Here is a 15,839-nt window from a genome sequence, read left to right as displayed (position 1 = left end):
GAGGATCATTGAGACTGCAATCTCGGGCGGCTTGTGCCGTTCGCGGTGCCGACATCGCGGAAGCGCCGCCACTTCCGCCAGAGGGGCCCGGTCACCGAGCAACTGCGCAAGACATCGCATGCCGCAGGAGCGGGATCAATCCCCGTGCCGACCAGCGCCCTGCCGTGGTCTACAGCCAGTCTCGCAGGATCGGGATCAGCGGAAGGTCGGCGGGCGGCATGGGATAGTTGCGCAGGTCGGTCGCGCGCACCCACTTCAGGGCTTGCCCTTCGTTCGATTGCGGCTGGCCCTGCCATTTCCGGCAGGCGAAAAGCGGCATGAGGAGGTGAAAGTCGGGATAGCTGTGGCTTGCGAAGGTCAGCGGGGCCAGACACGAGGACCAGGTCTCGATCCCCAGTTCCTCGTGCAGTTCGCGGATCAGTGCGGCCTCGGGTGTTTCTCCGGGCTCGACCTTGCCGCCGGGGAATTCCCACAGACCGGCCATCGACTTGCCTTCGGGGCGCTGCGCCAGCAGCACGCGTCCGTCCCGGTCGATCAGCGCCACGGCTGCGACAAGGATCGTCTTCACGACCGGTAGTCCGCGTTGATCGCGATGTACCGGTCCGTCAGGTCGCACGTGAAAACCATCGCCTCGCCTTGACCAAGGCCAAGGTCGACGCCGATCGTGACCTCGTCGCCTTTCATGTGGGTGGCGGCCTCGGCCTCGACATAGGACGGATCGACCTGCCCGTTGCGGGCGACCAGCACGTTGCCGAACCGGATCGACAGGCGATCACGATCGGCCTCGGCCCCCGATTTGCCGACCGCCATGACGACGCGCCCCCAGTTCGGGTCCTCGCCCGCGATCGCGGTCTTTACCAGCGGCGAATTCGCGATGGCGAACGCCACCTTGCGCGCGTCGTCGGAATCCGCAGCGCCGCTCACGGCGACGGTGACGAACTTCGTCGCACCTTCGCCGTCGCGGACGACCTGCTTCGCGAGGTCGTCCATTACCTCGAACAAGGCGCGGTCGAAGTCCGTGTTCCCGGCCACGTCGACGCCCGAGGCCTGGGTTGCCGCCACCAGCACCGTGTCCGAGGTCGAGGTGTCGCTGTCGACCGTGATGCAGTTGAAGGTCGCGTCGCAGTGCCGTGACACGAGCGCCTGAAGATCATCGAAGCCGATCTTCGCATCGGTGAAGACATAGACAAGCATCGTCGCCATGTCCGGGGCGATCATGCCCGAGCCCTTGGCGATGCCCGCGATCTTCACGGTGCGGTCGCCGATCCTGACCTCGCGCGACGATCCCTTGGGAAAGGTATCGGTCGTCATGATCGCCCGCGCGGCCCGGGCGATGCCGCCGGGATCGAGCCCCGCCACCAGCCGGTCCAGCGCCGACGTGATGCGGTCGTGGGGCAGCGGTTCGCCGATGACGCCGGTCGACGAAGTGAAGACCCGCGCGGCCGGCACACCCAGGGCCCGGGCGACGCCGCCCGCGATCGCTTCGACCGCCGTGACACCGGCGATCCCGGTGAAGGCATTGGAATTGCCCGAGTTCACAAGGATCGCGGCGCCAGCGCCGTCGTCGCCGCCAAGCTTCGCCTGACAATCGAGGACCGGGGCCGAGCGGGTCTTCGACCGCGTGAACGTACCCGCCACGACCGTTCCCGGCACCAGATCGCACAGCATCACGTCAAGTCGGTCGCGGTAGCGCACGCCGGCTTCGGCCGCGGCGAACCGGGCGCCGTCAATGACCGGCAGGTCGGGAAAGCCGGCCTTAGGGGCCAGCGGCGATACGGGCAGGGGTCCGGCCATTCTGGGGATCACTCCGAGATCGGCGTGTAGTCGTTGATGATGTTCGGGTCGAAGGCGCCCGGCGCGGGGCGCGTGATGTCGGCCTCGGCTTCAAGACCGGCCACCTCGGCGGCGACGGCTGCGCGCTGGATCTCTTCGACGATCTGGTCGCGGACCTCTTCCAGCGCCGGGGCTTCGGTCTGCCGGGTTTCCCTGAGCTGGATCACGTGCCAGCCGAACTGCGTCTGGACAGGGGCGGAAATCTCGCCCGGCTGAAGCGCGAAGACGGCCGCCTCGAAGGGCTCGACCATCATGCCCGCGCCGAACCAGCCGAGGTCGCCGCCGTTCGGGCCGGACGGACCGACCGACCGTTCCTGCGCAAGCGTCGCGAAGTCGGCGCCGGCGGCAAGCTCCTCGACGATGGCCTTCGCCTCGTCCTCGGTTTCGACAAGGATGTGCGCGGCATTGTACTCGGTCTCGCCGCCCGCTTCGGCGAAGGTCGCGTCATAGGCGGCCTGGATCGCTTCCTCGGTGGTCGCGGCGCGCGCGGTTTCGGCGATCACCTGCGATGACAGAAGCGCCCGTTCTTCGTTGTCGAGCAGAAGACGGTTCACCGCCGAAAGCTCGCCCGCCTTCTGGCCCATCACGGTCTGCTGGATCAACTGGTCGAGGATTCCGTCGAACAGGACCTGCGGCTCGAGTTGCTGATATTCTTGCGGCAGGCGCGCGCGCAGCACAAGCATGTGTCCAAGCGTGATCTCGGTCCCGTTCACCGACGCGATCACGGTGTCGGCCGGAACGGGGGCGGGGGCTTCGGCGCTTTCCTGAGCCACGGCCGGAACGGACAGCGCTGCAAGCAGCGGAAGGGTCAGCCAAAGCGGCGTGCGGTAAGACATGGGTGATCCTCTCTTCTTGCCGCGCGGGAAGGCGACGTTGACACCAAGTGGGCGGCCCCTTACATCGCCAGTGACAGCGCGGGGCAACCCGCCTGCCCTTCTATGGCGGGCCAGAGGCACGGGCAAGCGCATCCCCTCACACGAACCTGTCAGAACGCATTCGCAAGGCTGAACACATGCTCGGATTCGGAACGATCGCCAAAAAGGTCTTTGGGACCGCCAACGACCGCAAGGTGAAATCGACCGCCCCGATCGTGAAGAAGATCAACGAGCTCGAGCCCGAGTTCGCGGCGCTCAGCGACGAGGGTCTGATCGCCAAGACAGAAGAGCTGAAGGCCCGCGTGGCCCAGGGCGAGGATCTGGACGACCTGCTTCCCGAGGCCTTCGCGAATTGCCGCGAAGGCGCGCGGCGGGCGCTGGGCCTTCGCGCCTTCGATGTTCAGTTGATGGGCGGGATCTTCCTGCATCAGGGCAATATCGCCGAGATGAAGACCGGCGAAGGCAAGACCCTGGTCGCGACCTTCCCGGCCTATCTGAACGCCCTTACGGGGCGCGGCGTGCACATCGTCACGGTCAACGATTACCTCGCCAAGCGCGATGCCGAATGGATGGGCAAGGTTTTTGCGGCACTCGGCATGACCACCGGAGTGGTCTATCCGCAGCAGCCCGAATCCGAGAAGCGGGCGGCCTATGGCGCCGACATCACCTATGCGACCAACAACGAGCTTGGCTTCGACTACCTGCGCGACAACATGAAATCCGAGCTGAGCCAGATGAGCCAGCGCGGGCACTACTTCGCCATCGTCGACGAGGTCGACTCGATCCTGATCGACGAGGCGCGCACGCCGCTGATCATTTCCGGTCCGGCGCAGGACCGCAGCGAGCTTTACCGCACCATCGACAAGATCATCCCCGAGCTTCAGGACGAGCATTTCACGCTGGACGAAAAGACCCGCAACGTGACCTTCACGGACGAGGGCAACGAATTCCTCGAGAACCGGCTGCACGAAGCCGGGATCCTGCCCGAGGAACAGTCGCTTTACGATCCCGAGTCGACGACGATCGTTCACCACATCAACCAGGGCCTCAGGGCGCACAAGCTGTTCGCGAAGGACAAGGAATACATCGTCCGCGACGGCGAAGTGGTCCTGATCGACGAATTCACGGGCCGCATGATGGCCGGCCGCCGCCTGTCGGACGGCCTGCACCAGGCGATCGAGGCGAAGGAGGGCGTGTCGATCCAGCCCGAGAACGTCACGCTGGCGAGCGTCACCTTCCAGAACTACTTCCGTCTTTACGACAAGCTTGCCGGCATGACCGGCACAGCCGCGACCGAGGCCGAGGAATTCGCCGAGATCTATGGTCTGGGCGTGGTCGAGGTTCCGACGAACCGGCCTGTCGCCCGCACGGACGAGCACGATCAGGTCTATCGCACGGCGAAAGAGAAATACGACGCCATCGTTCAGCAGATCAAGGAAGCGCACGAACGCGGCCAGCCGGTTCTGGTTGGCACCACCTCGATCGAGAAGTCCGAATTCCTGTCGCGCCTTCTCGAGAAAGAGAAGATCCCCCACAACGTCCTGAACGCGCGCCAGCACGAGAAGGAAGCGCAGATCGTGGCCGACGCCGGCAAGCTTGGCGCCGTGACCATCGCCACCAACATGGCCGGCCGTGGCACCGACATCAAGCTGGGCGGCAACGTCGAGATGAAGGTGCTGGAAGCCCTGGCCGCCGACCCGAACGCGCACCCCGACGAGGTGCGCGCCCGGATCGAAGCCGAGCACGCCGACGAGGAAGCCGCGGTCAAGGCCGCGGGCGGTCTTTACGTTCTGGCGACCGAGCGCCACGAAAGCCGCCGGATCGACAACCAGCTGCGCGGCCGCTCGGGCCGGCAGGGCGACCCGGGGCGTTCGTCCTTCTTCCTCAGCCTCGAGGACGACCTGATGCGGATCTTCGGGTCCGACCGTCTGGACAAGGTGCTGTCGACGCTGGGCATGAAGGAAGGCGAAGCGATCGTTCACCCCTGGGTGAACAAGTCGCTCGAGAAGGCGCAGTCGAAGGTCGAGGGACGGAACTTCGACATCCGCAAACAGCTTCTCAAGTTCGACGACGTCATGAACGACCAGCGCAAGGTGATCTTCGGCCAGCGCATGGAGATCATGGAGGCCGCCGATCTTTCCGAGATCGTCGAGGACATGCGTCACCAGGTGATCGACGATCTCGTCGACACCTACATGCCGCCCAAGACCTATGCCGACCAGTGGAACACCGAAGGCATGACCGAAGCCGCGCGCGAAAAGCTGGGCGTGGACATTGCCGCGGAGGCCTGGGCCGAGGAAGAAGGCGTCGACCAGGACGAGATCCGCGAACGGCTTTACCGTGCGTCCGACGCGTTCATGGCCGAAAAGACCGCAGCCTTCGGCCCCGACACCATGCGGTCGATCGAGAAGCAGGTGCTTTTGCAGATCATCGATACCAAGTGGCGCGAACACCTTCTGAAGCTTGAACACCTGCGGTCCGTCGTGGGTTTCCGCGGCTATGCCCAGCGTGATCCACTGAACGAATACAAGACCGAGTCCTTCCAGCTGTTCGAGGGGATGCTCGATTCCCTTCGCGAGGATGTAAGCCAACGGCTGTCCCAGATCCGTCCCATGACGGCCGAGGAACAGCAGGCGATGATGGCGCAGATCCTGCGGCAACAGCAGGCGGCGCAGCAGACCGCCCCGGCCCAGCCGGCCGCGGCGGTCGCCGCAGGCGCAGACGGGGGCGCCATCGACGGCTTCGTCGACTCCGATCCCAGCACCTGGGGCAACCCCGGGCGCAATGACGCCTGCCCCTGCGGATCGGGCAAGAAGTTCAAGCACTGCCACGGCCAACTGACCTGACCGCGACATGCGGCGCGCGCTTGCGGCCCTCGTGGTGTCGTTGGCCGGGGGTCCGGCCCTGGGGCAGGACGTCACGCTGACCGCCCGCGACGGATCGATCGAGATCGCGGGCACGCTTCTGAGCTTCGATGGCGAATTCTATCGCGTGGACACGGCCTTCGGGGCGCTGACCGTCGATGGGTCGGGCGTCAGCTGCGAAGGCCCGGGATGCCCAAGGCTGACGGACTATCTGGCCGAGATTGCGGTTGTCGCGCCTGCGGGCCTGTCCGATCGCCTTGCTCCCGGACTGATCAGGGCCTTCGCCGCGGCAGAGGGCTATGTTCTGTCGACCCCTGATGTGGATGCCGGCGCCATGGTCTTTGAACTGTTCGAACCGGGCGCCGACGCGCCGGCGGGACGATTCACCGTCAGCACCGTGGCCTCCGCGGCGCTGGACGAAGGTCGTCTTGGCGCGATTGCGGATCTTGCATTGACGCGATCGGGCGGACCGGGGGCCGAAGTGGTCGCGCTTGACGCGCTGGTGCCCCTTGTCGCGGTCGACAACCGACTGCCCGCACTGAGCTTCGCCGATGTCTCGGATGCGCTTCTGGGCCGGATCAGTGACTGGTCCGCCCTTGGCGGAGACGAGATTGCCATCGTGCTTTCCCTGCCGCTTCCGGGCAGCCCCGCCCGAGATCTTCTGGCGGAAAGCTTTCCGGGCGACTGGACCGGGGCGGTCGCCGTGCCCGATCCAGCCGGTGTAGCAGCGCGCGATCCGTTCGCACTTGCCTTCGCGCCGCTCAGCCAAAGCGCGGGCACCCGAGCCGTTCCGCTGGAAGGGCCCTGTGGCATTCCCAAGGCCGCCACCCCCGAGACGCTGAAGACCGAAGAGTATCCGCTGGTTCTTCCCATCTATCTGCACGCCCGTGCCGGACGTCTGCCGCGGATCGGGCGCGAGTTCTTCGCCTTCGCGCGCGCGCCCGGCGCGCAGGCGGCCGTGACCGAAGCCGGCTTCGTCGACCAGACGCTCGAGATCGTGCCCTTCCGCGCGCAGGGTGACCGTCTGGCCAACGCGGTTCTTTCGGGCGCCGAGGCGGCCGGGATTGCCGAGGTGCAGCGCATGGTGGCCGATCTGCGTGACTTCGGGCGCCTGACGGTCAGCTTCCGGTTCCGCGATGGTTCGACGGATCTTGACGACCATTCGCGGTCGAACGTGGCGCTGGTCGCGGATGCAATCGACCGCGGCGCGTTCGACGGGACGGATCTGATCGTGGCGGGCTTCAGCGACGGGCAGGGGGATGCCGCGTCCAACCTGCGCCTGTCGCGCCAGCGGGCGCGGGCTGTGCGCGAGGCGATCCTTGCCGCCCTGACCCCGCCCGAGCGCGACGCGGCCCGGGCGATGGAGGTGCGTGGCTACGGCGAGGCGGCGCCCATCGCCTGTGACGATGTCGACTGGGGCCGGCACCTGAACCGCCGGGTCGAGATCTGGGTGCGTCAGAGATAGCCGAGGCCGCGGAACGACACTTCGGCGTCCTTCCCGACGATGAGGTGGTCGTGCAGGGTAACGCCCATGACCTCGCAGGCGTCGCGCACCCGCGCCGTCATGTCGATGTCAGCCTGGCTAGGCGTGGGATCGCCGGACGGATGGTTGTGGACAAGGATCAGCGCCGAGGCATTGAGTTCCAGCGCCCGTTTGACCACTTCGCGGGGATAGACCGGCACGTGATCGACGGTGCCTTGGGCCTGCTCTTCGTCGGCGATCAGGATGTTCTTGCGGTCCAGAAACAGGATGCGGAACTGCTCGGTCTCGCGGTGGGCCATCGTCGTGTGGCAATAGTCAAGCACGGCGGCCCAGCTTGAGATGACGGGACGTTGCAGCATGCGGGACCGCGACAGGCGGCGTGCGGCGGCCTCGACCAGTTTCAGGTGCAGCACCACGGCCGGTCCGACGCCGGCGACCTTTTCCAGCCTCTCGCGCCGGGCCGAGATGACGCCGTTGAAATCACCGAAGGCGTCAAGCAACTGGCGGGCCAGCGGCTTCATGTCCTGCCGGGGGACGGCGCCGAACAGGATCAGCTCGAGAAGTTCGTAGTCGGGCATAGCGTCCGCGCCGCCGTCAAGGAACCTGTTGCGCAGGCGCTTGCGGTGATCCTTGATATAGGACGGCAAGCGGTCCGGCAGAGGCACTGGCGCGGCCTCGTCCCCGCCGAACAGCGGCAGGGAACCTTCGGAAAAGCGATCGGGCGAAACCGGCATGCCGCCAGGTTCCGCCCGAATGGTTCAGGAAAGGTTAAGTCAGGCGGGCCTGCCTAGCCCTTCATGCCATCCCAGAAGGTCTTGACCTTTCGGAAGAAGCCCGACGTTTCGGGGTTGTTGTCTTCGCTGAGCTTGTCGAACTCGCGCAGGAGCTCCCGCTGGCGTGACGTCAGGTTCACCGGCGTCTCGACCTGAAGTTCGATGTACATGTCGCCATGACCGCCGCCGCGCAGCGCCGGCATGCCCTTTGCACGAAGCCGCATCTGCTTGCCCGACTGGCTGCCGGCGGGGATCTTTACCCGGCTGCGGCCGCCGTCGATGGTGGGCACCTCGATCTCGCCGCCCAGCGCTGCCGAGGCCATGCTGACCGGCACGCGGCAGTGAAGATCGGTTCCCTCCCGTTCGAACAGGGGGTGGGGCGCGACTTCGATGAAGATGTAGAGGTCTCCTTGCGGTCCGCCGCGCAGACCGGCCTCGCCCTCGCCGGCAAGGCGGATCCGCGTGCCCGTCTCCACGCCGGCCGGAATGTTCACCGAAAGGGCGCGCTCCTTCTCGACGCGTCCCGCGCCGCCGCAGGCGCGGCAGGGATTCTTGATGATCTGACCCATCCCCGAACAGGTCGGGCAGGTGCGTTCGACGGTGAAGAAGCCCTGCTGCGCGCGCACCTTGCCCATCCCGGAACAGGTTGGACAGGTGGTGGGTTCCGCCCCGGCTTCCGACCCGGTGCCGCCGCAGGTCTCGCAGGCGATCGCCGTCGGCACGTTGATCGTCTTCTGAAGGCCGGAATAGGCCTCTTGCAGCGTCATGCGCAGATTGTAGCGCAGGTCCGAGCCGCGCGTGGCGCGCTGGCCGCCGCGCCGCCCACCCATGATGTCGCCAAAGAGGTCGTCGAAGACATCCGAGAAGGCCGAAGCGAAATCGCCGCCCGCATAGGGGCCCCCGCCCGGACGCGGACCACGGGGTCCGCCGCCCATCCCACCTTCGAAGGCGGCATGGCCGAACCGGTCGTAGGCGGCCTTTTTGTCGGCGTCCTTCAGGACGTCGTAGGCCTCGTTCACTTCCTTGAACTGCGATTCGGCGTCAGGTTTGTCGGCGTTGCGGTCGGGGTGAAGTTCTTTCGCCTTCTGGCGATAGGCCTTCTTGATCTCTTCGGCCGAGGCACCTTTCGGGACGCCGAGAACCTCGTAGTAATCGCGCTTTGCCATAAGCTGTCACCTTGTCCGGAACGGATGAACCGGCCCGACGGAGCAGGCCGGTTCACACGAGGTCACGGCATCCTCAGGACGCGCGCTTGTTGTCGTCGAGGTCTTCGAAGTCGGCATCCACGATGTCGTCGTCCACGCCGCGCGGGGCGTCGTCATCGTTATCGCCACCGCCCGCCTTCGACTGTTCGGCCTTGTAGATGGCCTCGCCCAGCCTCATCGCGGCCTCGGTCACGTTCTGGATGCCGGACTTGATCTTGCCGGCGTCTTCCCCTTCAAGCGTGTCCTTCAGCGCCGCGATCGCCAGCTCGATCGCCTCGACCGTGGTCGGGTCGACCTTTTCGCCATGCTCTTCGATCGACTTCTCGGTCGAATGAATCAGGCTTTCGGCCTGGTTGCGGGCCTCGACCAGTTCCTTGCGCTTCTTGTCCGCCTCGGCGTTCGCCTCGGCGTCCTTGACCATCTTCTCGATCTCGTCGTCCGACAGGCCGCCGGACGCCTGGATCGTGATCTTCTGTTCCTTGCCGGTGCCCTTGTCCCTGGCCGAGACCGACACGATGCCGTTGGCGTCGATGTCGAACGTCACCTCGATCTGCGGCACGCCGCGCGGCGCGGGCGGGATGTTTTCAAGGTTGAACTGACCCAGCATCTTGTTGTCGGCCGCCATTTCGCGCTCGCCCTGGAAGACCCGGATCGTCACCGCGTTCTGGTTGTCCTCGGCGGTCGAGAAGATCTGCGACTTCTTGGTCGGGATCGTGGTGTTGCGGTCGATGAGCCGGGTGAACACGCCGCCCAGCGTCTCGATCCCCAGCGACAGCGGGGTCACGTCCAGAAGAACGACATCCTTCACGTCGCCCTGCAGTACGCCGGCCTGGACCGCGGCGCCCATGGCCACGACTTCGTCCGGGTTGACGCCCTTGTGCGGCTCCTTGCCGAAGAACTTGGTCACTTCTTCGACGACCTTCGGCATGCGGGTCATGCCGCCGACAAGGACGACCTCGTCGATGTCGCTGGTCGAAAGTCCGGCGTCCTTCAGCGCGGCCTGGCACGGCTTGATCGATCGCTTGATCAGGTCGCCCACAAGGCTTTCCAGTTTCGCACGCGTCAGCTTCATCACCATGTGAAGCGGCGTGCCCGACTTCGGATCCATCGAGATGAACGGCTGGTTGATTTCGGTCTGCGACGACGAGGACAGCTCGATCTTGGCCTTTTCGGCCGCTTCCTTCAGGCGCTGCAGCGCCATCTTGTCCTTCGTCAGGTCGACGCCATGCTCCTTCTGGAACTCCTCGGCGAGGTAGTTCACGATGCGCATGTCGAAGTCTTCGCCACCAAGGAAGGTGTCGCCGTTCGTCGACTTCACCTCGAAGAGGCCGTCGTCGATCTCGAGGATGGTGATGTCGAAGGTGCCACCGCCAAGGTCATAGACGGCGATCGTCTTTGAGTCCTTCTTGTCGAGGCCATAGGCCAGCGCCGCGGCGGTCGGTTCGTTGATGATGCGCAGTACCTCGAGGCCGGCGATCTTGCCGGCGTCCTTCGTCGCCTGCCGCTGTGCGTCGTTGAAATAGGCCGGGACGGTGATCACCGCCTGGTCGACCTTCTCGCCCAGATAGCTTTCCGCGGTTTCCTTCATCTTCTGCAGGATGAAGGCCGAGATCTGGCTGGGGCTGTAGCGTTCGCCCCGGGCCTCGACCCAGGCGTCGCCGTTGCCGCCGTCGATGATGTTGTAGGGGACGATCTTCTTGTCCTTCGTCACTTCCGCGTCGTCGACGCGGCGGCCGATCAGGCGCTTGACGGCAAAGATCGTGTTTTCGGGGTTCGTGACCGCCTGGCGCTTGGCCGGCTGGCCGACGAGGCGTTCGCTGTCGGTGAAGGCGACGATCGACGGCGTGGTCCGCGCACCTTCGGAGTTCTCGATCACCCGGGGCTGCGAGCCGTCCATGATGGCGACGCAGCTGTTCGTCGTCCCAAGGTCGATACCGATAACTTTGGCCATGTGTTCAGTTCCTCTTCTTCGGCGATTTGATGGACCGGGGCCCGCTCAGGCACCCCCGTCCGATCCCAGAGTTCTGCCGCCGAACCTGTGCCGGCGACGCTTCTGGCCGTATATAGGGGGGGTCCAGAAGCCCTGCAAGCCAACCGGAGCGCCTGCACTTGGCAAAACTTGAACCATCTGACGCGCCTCTGCTGCCGCTGCCCGCCGGGCAACCCGACGCGTTTGCCGTGCAGGGGGTGCGGGTGGTTCGCGGCGCCCTCGACATGGCGCGGCAAACGCAGCTTCTGTCCGACCTGCGCGAGGTGGCCCGCGCGGCCCCCTTCCTGGCCCCGGTGACGCCCGGAGGGCGCAAGATGAGTGTGCGCATGACCTCGGCCGGCCGGGTGGGCTGGGTGACGGATGCGCGCGGCTATCGGTATGAGGCGCGCCACCCGTCCGGCGTCGACTGGCCGCCGATCCCGGGCATTGCCCTCGATGTCTGGCGGACGTGGTCGGGCGTGGACCGCGACCCCGACTGCTGCCTGGTGAACCTGTACGGCGAAGGCGCGCGCATGGGCCTGCATCAGGACCGGGACGAAGGCGATTTCCGGTGGCCGGTGGTGTCGATCTCGCTGGGGGACGAGGGGCTGTTCCGGGTCGGCGGCACGACGCGCGCCGCCCCGACGCGATCGGTCTGGCTGCGATCCGGAGATGTCGCCATCCTGTCCGGCGACGCGCGTCTGGCCTTTCACGGGATCGACCGCATCCGGTTCGGAAGTTCCGGCCTGCTTCGGGACGGCGGGCGGATCAACCTGACGATGCGTGTGGTCGACTGACGGCGGTGCCCGGCCCAGCGCGCGCCTGTCAGCGCCGCGCCTGCCAGCTGATCGAGGCGTGGCGCCGCGTGTAGAACTCGCCCATGAGGCCGATCATCGCCAGGGCGAGAGACACGTAAAGGGCATAGCTCCAGGACGAATAGTGCGGGTTGTAGTTGATGAAGGCGAACCCGCGCGACTGGTCGATGACATGAAACAGCGGGTTCCAGTCGAACAGCGCCAGCATGTAGGCGGGCATGGCGTTCGCCACGAACATCTTCCCCGAGGCGATCATGTTGGCCCGGGCGTAGATGCTGGTGCCGATCGAGACGAAGCCGGGAAACCATGGCTTCAGGCCAAGAAAGACCAGCCCCACGGCAAGGCCCGAAAACCAGGCAAGCAGGAGCATTCCGAACGCGCCTGCGGGTTCTTCGATCGCCAGCGGACCCCAGCCGGCGGCATATACGCCAAGGATCGCGACGACGGACAGCACCTGGATGTAAAGCGCCCCCACCGCGGCCGAGGCGATTGCGATGGCGGTGTTCATCGGCAGGTGGTTCATCATGGGCGAGGCCGGCCCCTCGGAGGATACGACCGCGCTCATCGTCTTGGTGTGGGTCATGAACAGGAAGATCCCGCTCATGATGAACAGCAGGAAGTCGCCCCGAATCGCGCTGCCGCGCATTCCGAGGATGTCGAACATGAAATAGAAGACGCCGACCAGGATCAGCGACTGCACGATGTTGTTCAGCAGGCTGATGAAGGCGTTCTCGTGGCCCTTCCGGACCGAGCGGACCGTGTTGTGGTAGATCAACTCGAGCGTGGTGAACGCCGATCCGACCATCGTCTCGCTGCGCTGCGGAGTGAACACCTGCCGTGCCTCGTCGACCTTCTGTCCCCCGGCCGGATGCGGCGGGGGCGTGTTTTGATTTCCTTGCCGGCAACGATATGGCAAAGACGCAGGAATTCATATACCGCAAAGGTTCCTAATCCCCGATGACCGACGATGCCCTTGTCCCGACCATGCGCCGCCTTGCCATCGAGGCGGGGGCCCGGATCATGGAGTTCTATCAGACCGACGCCCTTGCAGTGGATTCGAAGGCCGATGACAGCCCGGTGACGGCGGCCGATCACGCCGCCGATGCGGTCATCTGGCAGGGGCTGACGCGGGGCTTTCCCGACATCCCGGTGGTGACCGAGGAAAAGGCCGCCTCGCACGGCCTTCGGGCGTCCGAGTTCTTCATCGTCGATCCGCTGGATGGCACCAAGGAGTTCATCCAGAAGCGCGGCGATTTCACCGTAAACATCGCGCTGGTGCGGGACGGTGTCCCTGTTCTTGGCGTGGTCTACGCCCCTGCTAAGGGCCGCCTGTTCTACACCGATGGCCGTGGCGGCGCGGTCGAAGAGGACGGCCCCCACCTGCCCGATGCCGTGGGCGCCGCGACTCCGATCTCGGTCTCGGCGCCGGGGCGGGGCGGCCTTGCCGTCGTGGCGTCGAAATCCCACCGCGATGCCGCGACCGACGCCTATATCGCACGCTACGATGTGGCCGATTTCAAGAGTGCCGGTTCCTCGCTGAAGTTCTGCCTTGTCGCCACAGGCGAAGCCGCCCTGTACCCGAGGTTGGGCCGGACGATGGAGTGGGACACGGCTGCCGGCGACGCGGTCCTGCGCGCCGCGGGGGGGCAGGTCGTGCGCTTCGACGATCACAGTCCGCTGCGTTACGGCAAGCCCGGGTTCGAGAATCCCTTTTTCATTGCCCATGCGCCGGGCGTCACCCTGGTGGCCGCCGATTGATTGATGCGGCGCCGATCAGCGTGGTCATCGCAAGCCACGGTCGGCCCCACGATCTTCTCCGTTGCGTGACCGCGCTGGGATTTCAGAACCATCCGTCGTTCGAGGTGATCGTCGTGGCCGACGGGGCCGGGCTTTCGGCGCTTTCAGGGCATCCCGGGGCGGGCGCGATAAAGTCCCTTCGGTTCGACACCGAGAACCTGGCACGCGCCCGCAATCTTGGGGCCGCGACGGCTGCGGGAACGGTCCTTGCCTTCATCGATGACGACGCGGTGCCCGAGCCGACCTGGCTGTCGCACCTTGCCGCGTCTTTCGACGCTTCCGGGGCGGCGGCCGTCGTCGGAGCGGTGCGTGGGCGCAACGGGATCAGCTTCCAGTCGTTTGCGCCATGGATCGACCGCCACGGGTTCACCCGCGACCCGGGTCCTGGCGAAGACCCCCGGCAGGCGCCGGCCCCCGGCTTCGTTCCCAAGTTGGTCGGCACGAACATGGCGATCCGCACGGCGACCTTCCGGGATCTTGGGGGGTTCGACGAAGCCTATCGTTTCTACCTCGAGGATGCCGACCTCGCGCTGAGGATCGCCGCGGTCGGGTCGCAGGTCGTCCATGCGCCAGACGCGCAGGTGCATCACGGGTTCGCGGCCTCGCCACGCCGCACCTCCGAGCGCTGCCCTCGTTCGCTGCACGACAACGGGCGCAGCCTGGCGATCTATCTGCGCAAGCACGGCGATCCCGACGAGTTGATGCGCGTCGTCGACAGTGTCCGCCAGGACGAGCGTCGGCGCGCGCTGACTCATGTCGTGCGCGGTTCGTGCGAGCCGGACGCGGTTCCCCGGCTTCTGGCAGACTTCGATCGCGGTCTGGCCGAGGGCATGGCGTGCCCGATCTCCTGTCATCCGCCTGCTGGCACGGCCGGGGATTTCCGCCCGTTTCCGGGACTCTCGCCCGGTGCCGAGGTGCATCTTCTTGCCGGCTGGCCGTGGCAGCGGGCTGCCCTTTCGGCGCGGGCCGCCGAACTGGCGGGCGCGGGGCACATCGCAACACTTGTCACCCTTGGACCGACGGCCGTCTATCACCGCGTCGGGTTCGATTCCGACGGGTTCTGGTTTCAGACCGGGGGCATTTTCGGGCGCGCCGAGCGCCACGAACCCCTTTTCCAGATCGCGGCGTTCGCGTCCCGTGTCCAGCGCGAATGGCTGCGCGTAAAGCCGCTCAGATCGGTGCCAGCTGCCACATTCCAGACACAACTTCGTTGGATAAGACATCATCTTGAGGGGGAGACCCCGGGTGTGCCTTGACGTTTCAGTCAGGGCTCATCCTAGTATTAGTGCGTGCTGTCGTAGGGATTGCTCATGGGTAACAAGGTCACGAAGGCTGTTTTCCCCGTCGCGGGGCTTGGAACGCGGTTCCTGCCGGCGACGAAGTCGATCCCGAAAGAGATCATGACCTTGGTCGACCGACCGCTCATCCAGTATGCGATCGACGAAGCGCGCGCCGCCGGGATCACCGAATTCATCTTCGTGACCTCGCGCGGGAAGTCGGCGCTTGAGAACTATTTCGACAATGCCCCGGAACTTGAAAGTGCGCTGCGTGCATCGGGCAAAACCGAGCTCTTGAAGCTGCTTGAATCCACGAACATGGAATCGGGGGCCATCGCCTATGTCCGTCAGCATCTTGCGCTGGGCCTGGGCCACGCCGTCTGGTGCGCGCGCCGGCTGATCGGCGACGAACCCTTCGCGGTCATCCTGCCGGATGACGTGATTTCCGCCGAGACGCCCTGTCTCAAGCAGATGATCGACGTCTACCAGGACACCGGCGGCTGCATGGTCGCGGCGATGGAGGTTCCAAGGCCGCAGACCGCGTCCTATGGTGTGCTCGACATCGCCGAGGAGAAGGCGAACCTCGTGCGGGTGAAGGGCATGGTCGAGAAACCCGATCCGGCCGAAGCGCCGTCGACCCTTGCGGTGATCGGGCGCTATATCCTCACCCCAAGCGTGCTCGAGACGCTGAACCGTCGCAAGGCCGGGGCCGGCGGCGAGATCCAGCTGACCGATGCGATCGCCGAGGAAATCGTGGCCGGACGCGTCGTCAACGGTCTTCGCTTCCGGGGAACGCGTTTCGACTGCGGCTCGAAGGCGGGATTCCTGCAGGCCACCGTGGCCTTCGCCCTTGCCCGAAGCGATCTGCGCGACGACCTTCTGCGCTATCTTCAGGACGTCGTCGCCTATCGAAGCGTCGCCGAATAGACGGCCACGCTTGCGCAGCGG

Annotated in this window: 13 protein-coding genes; 6 read left to right on the top strand and 7 right to left on the bottom strand. The window is 65.8% G+C overall.

The annotated features are described in order from the left end of the window. Window positions 1–169 precede the first annotated feature (169 nt). The 3 genes from mutT to ACRDNQ_RS07785 are packed head-to-tail and all read right to left on the bottom strand — an operon-like array spanning window position 170 to window position 2,669. The gene (gene mutT / locus ACRDNQ_RS07795) at window positions 170–568 is read right to left on the bottom strand and encodes an 8-oxo-dGTP diphosphatase MutT (RefSeq protein ID WP_431828089.1); all 399 of its coding nucleotides are present in this window, start codon (window positions 566–568) and stop codon (window positions 170–172) included. After that, on the bottom strand, window positions 565–1,794 hold the full coding sequence (gene argJ, locus ACRDNQ_RS07790) for a bifunctional glutamate N-acetyltransferase/amino-acid acetyltransferase ArgJ (RefSeq protein ID WP_431828088.1): 1,230 nt from the start codon (window positions 1,792–1,794) through the stop codon (window positions 565–567). Before argJ ends, mutT begins: the two co-directional genes overlap by 4 nt. Before the next feature lie 8 nt (window positions 1,795–1,802). After that, complete coding sequence (locus ACRDNQ_RS07785) at window positions 1,803–2,669, bottom strand: peptidylprolyl isomerase (protein ID WP_431828087.1); 867 nt, start codon at window positions 2,667–2,669, stop codon at window positions 1,803–1,805. Between the two features lie 176 nt (window positions 2,670–2,845). Between ACRDNQ_RS07785 and secA the strand changes: the two genes are divergently transcribed. Continuing rightward, the gene (gene secA, locus ACRDNQ_RS07780) at window positions 2,846–5,554 is read left to right on the top strand and encodes a preprotein translocase subunit SecA (protein WP_431828086.1); all 2,709 of its coding nucleotides are present in this window, start codon (window positions 2,846–2,848) and stop codon (window positions 5,552–5,554) included. Window positions 5,555–5,561: 7 nt separating this feature from the next. Next, window positions 5,562–7,037: an OmpA family protein gene (locus tag ACRDNQ_RS07775; protein ID WP_431828085.1), complete on the top strand. Its 1,476-nt coding sequence runs from the start codon at window positions 5,562–5,564 to the stop codon at window positions 7,035–7,037. On the opposite strand, the gene radC is transcribed toward ACRDNQ_RS07775, so the two are convergent. The 3 genes from radC to dnaK all read right to left on the bottom strand — a co-directional run bounded on the left by radC (window position 7,028) and on the right by dnaK (window position 10,984). Next, the gene (radC, locus tag ACRDNQ_RS07770; protein ID WP_431828084.1) at window positions 7,028–7,789 is read right to left on the bottom strand and encodes a RadC family protein; all 762 of its coding nucleotides are present in this window, start codon (window positions 7,787–7,789) and stop codon (window positions 7,028–7,030) included. The two genes, ACRDNQ_RS07775 and radC, sit on opposite strands and share 10 nt — an antisense overlap. Window positions 7,790–7,842: 53 nt before the next feature. Then, the gene (dnaJ, locus tag ACRDNQ_RS07765) at window positions 7,843–8,994 is read right to left on the bottom strand and encodes a molecular chaperone DnaJ (protein ID WP_431828083.1); all 1,152 of its coding nucleotides are present in this window, start codon (window positions 8,992–8,994) and stop codon (window positions 7,843–7,845) included. A 73-nt stretch (window positions 8,995–9,067) separates the two neighbouring features. Continuing rightward, window positions 9,068–10,984, bottom strand: coding sequence for a molecular chaperone DnaK (gene dnaK / locus ACRDNQ_RS07760; protein ID WP_431828082.1), 1,917 nt, complete (start codon window positions 10,982–10,984; stop codon window positions 9,068–9,070). Between the two features lie 227 nt (window positions 10,985–11,211). On the opposite strand from dnaK, the gene ACRDNQ_RS07755 reads away from it, so the two are divergent. Continuing rightward, a complete protein-coding gene (locus ACRDNQ_RS07755; protein ID WP_431829087.1) occupies window positions 11,212–11,799 on the top strand; it encodes an alpha-ketoglutarate-dependent dioxygenase AlkB family protein in 588 nt (195 codons plus the stop codon). 28 nt (window positions 11,800–11,827) lie between these two features. Here the strand turns inward: ACRDNQ_RS07755 and ACRDNQ_RS07750 are convergent, their stop codons facing one another. Then, on the bottom strand, window positions 11,828–12,649 hold the full coding sequence (locus ACRDNQ_RS07750) for an ABC transporter permease (protein WP_431828081.1): 822 nt from the start codon (window positions 12,647–12,649) through the stop codon (window positions 11,828–11,830). 125 nt (window positions 12,650–12,774) lie between these two features. Between ACRDNQ_RS07750 and cysQ the strand changes: the two genes are divergently transcribed. From cysQ to galU, 3 genes are read left to right on the top strand one after another with little or no spacing between them, the layout of a single operon-like run. Continuing rightward, entirely contained in the window at window positions 12,775–13,575 is an 801-nt protein-coding gene (gene cysQ, locus ACRDNQ_RS07745; protein ID WP_431828080.1) for a 3'(2'),5'-bisphosphate nucleotidase CysQ, read from the top strand. Then, window positions 13,572–14,870, top strand: coding sequence for a glycosyltransferase family 2 protein (locus ACRDNQ_RS07740; RefSeq protein WP_431828079.1), 1,299 nt, complete (start codon window positions 13,572–13,574; stop codon window positions 14,868–14,870). Before cysQ ends, ACRDNQ_RS07740 begins: the two co-directional genes overlap by 4 nt. Window positions 14,871–14,924: 54 nt before the next feature. Further along, a complete protein-coding gene (gene galU / locus ACRDNQ_RS07735) occupies window positions 14,925–15,818 on the top strand; it encodes a UTP--glucose-1-phosphate uridylyltransferase GalU (RefSeq protein WP_431828078.1) in 894 nt (297 codons plus the stop codon). The last annotated feature ends 21 nt before the right edge of the window (window positions 15,819–15,839 follow it).

The organism is Saliniferula longa (assembly GCF_050789285.1).
Lineage (GTDB): Bacteria > Pseudomonadota > Alphaproteobacteria > Rhodobacterales > Rhodobacteraceae > CAVPWP01.
This window is presented reverse-complemented; position numbering and strand designations above follow the sequence as displayed.

Excerpts from the sequence above, each read along its gene's own strand:
- argJ (WP_431828088.1), bottom strand. The coding sequence starts at position 1,794 with ATGGCCGGACCCCTGCCCGTATCGCCGCTGGCCCCTAAGGCCGGCTTT.
- ACRDNQ_RS07785 (WP_431828087.1), bottom strand. The coding sequence starts at position 2,669 with ATGTCTTACCGCACGCCGCTTTGGCTGACCCTTCCGCTGCTTGCAGCG.
- secA (WP_431828086.1), top strand. The coding sequence starts at position 2,846 with ATGCTCGGATTCGGAACGATCGCCAAAAAGGTCTTTGGGACCGCCAAC.
- ACRDNQ_RS07775 (WP_431828085.1), top strand. The coding sequence starts at position 5,562 with ATGCGGCGCGCGCTTGCGGCCCTCGTGGTGTCGTTGGCCGGGGGTCCG.
- radC (WP_431828084.1), bottom strand. The coding sequence starts at position 7,789 with ATGCCGGTTTCGCCCGATCGCTTTTCCGAAGGTTCCCTGCCGCTGTTC.
- dnaJ (WP_431828083.1), bottom strand. The coding sequence starts at position 8,994 with ATGGCAAAGCGCGATTACTACGAGGTTCTCGGCGTCCCGAAAGGTGCC.
- dnaK (WP_431828082.1), bottom strand. The coding sequence starts at position 10,984 with ATGGCCAAAGTTATCGGTATCGACCTTGGGACGACGAACAGCTGCGTC.
- cysQ (WP_431828080.1), top strand. The coding sequence starts at position 12,775 with ATGACCGACGATGCCCTTGTCCCGACCATGCGCCGCCTTGCCATCGAG.
- galU (WP_431828078.1), top strand. The coding sequence starts at position 14,925 with ATGGGTAACAAGGTCACGAAGGCTGTTTTCCCCGTCGCGGGGCTTGGA.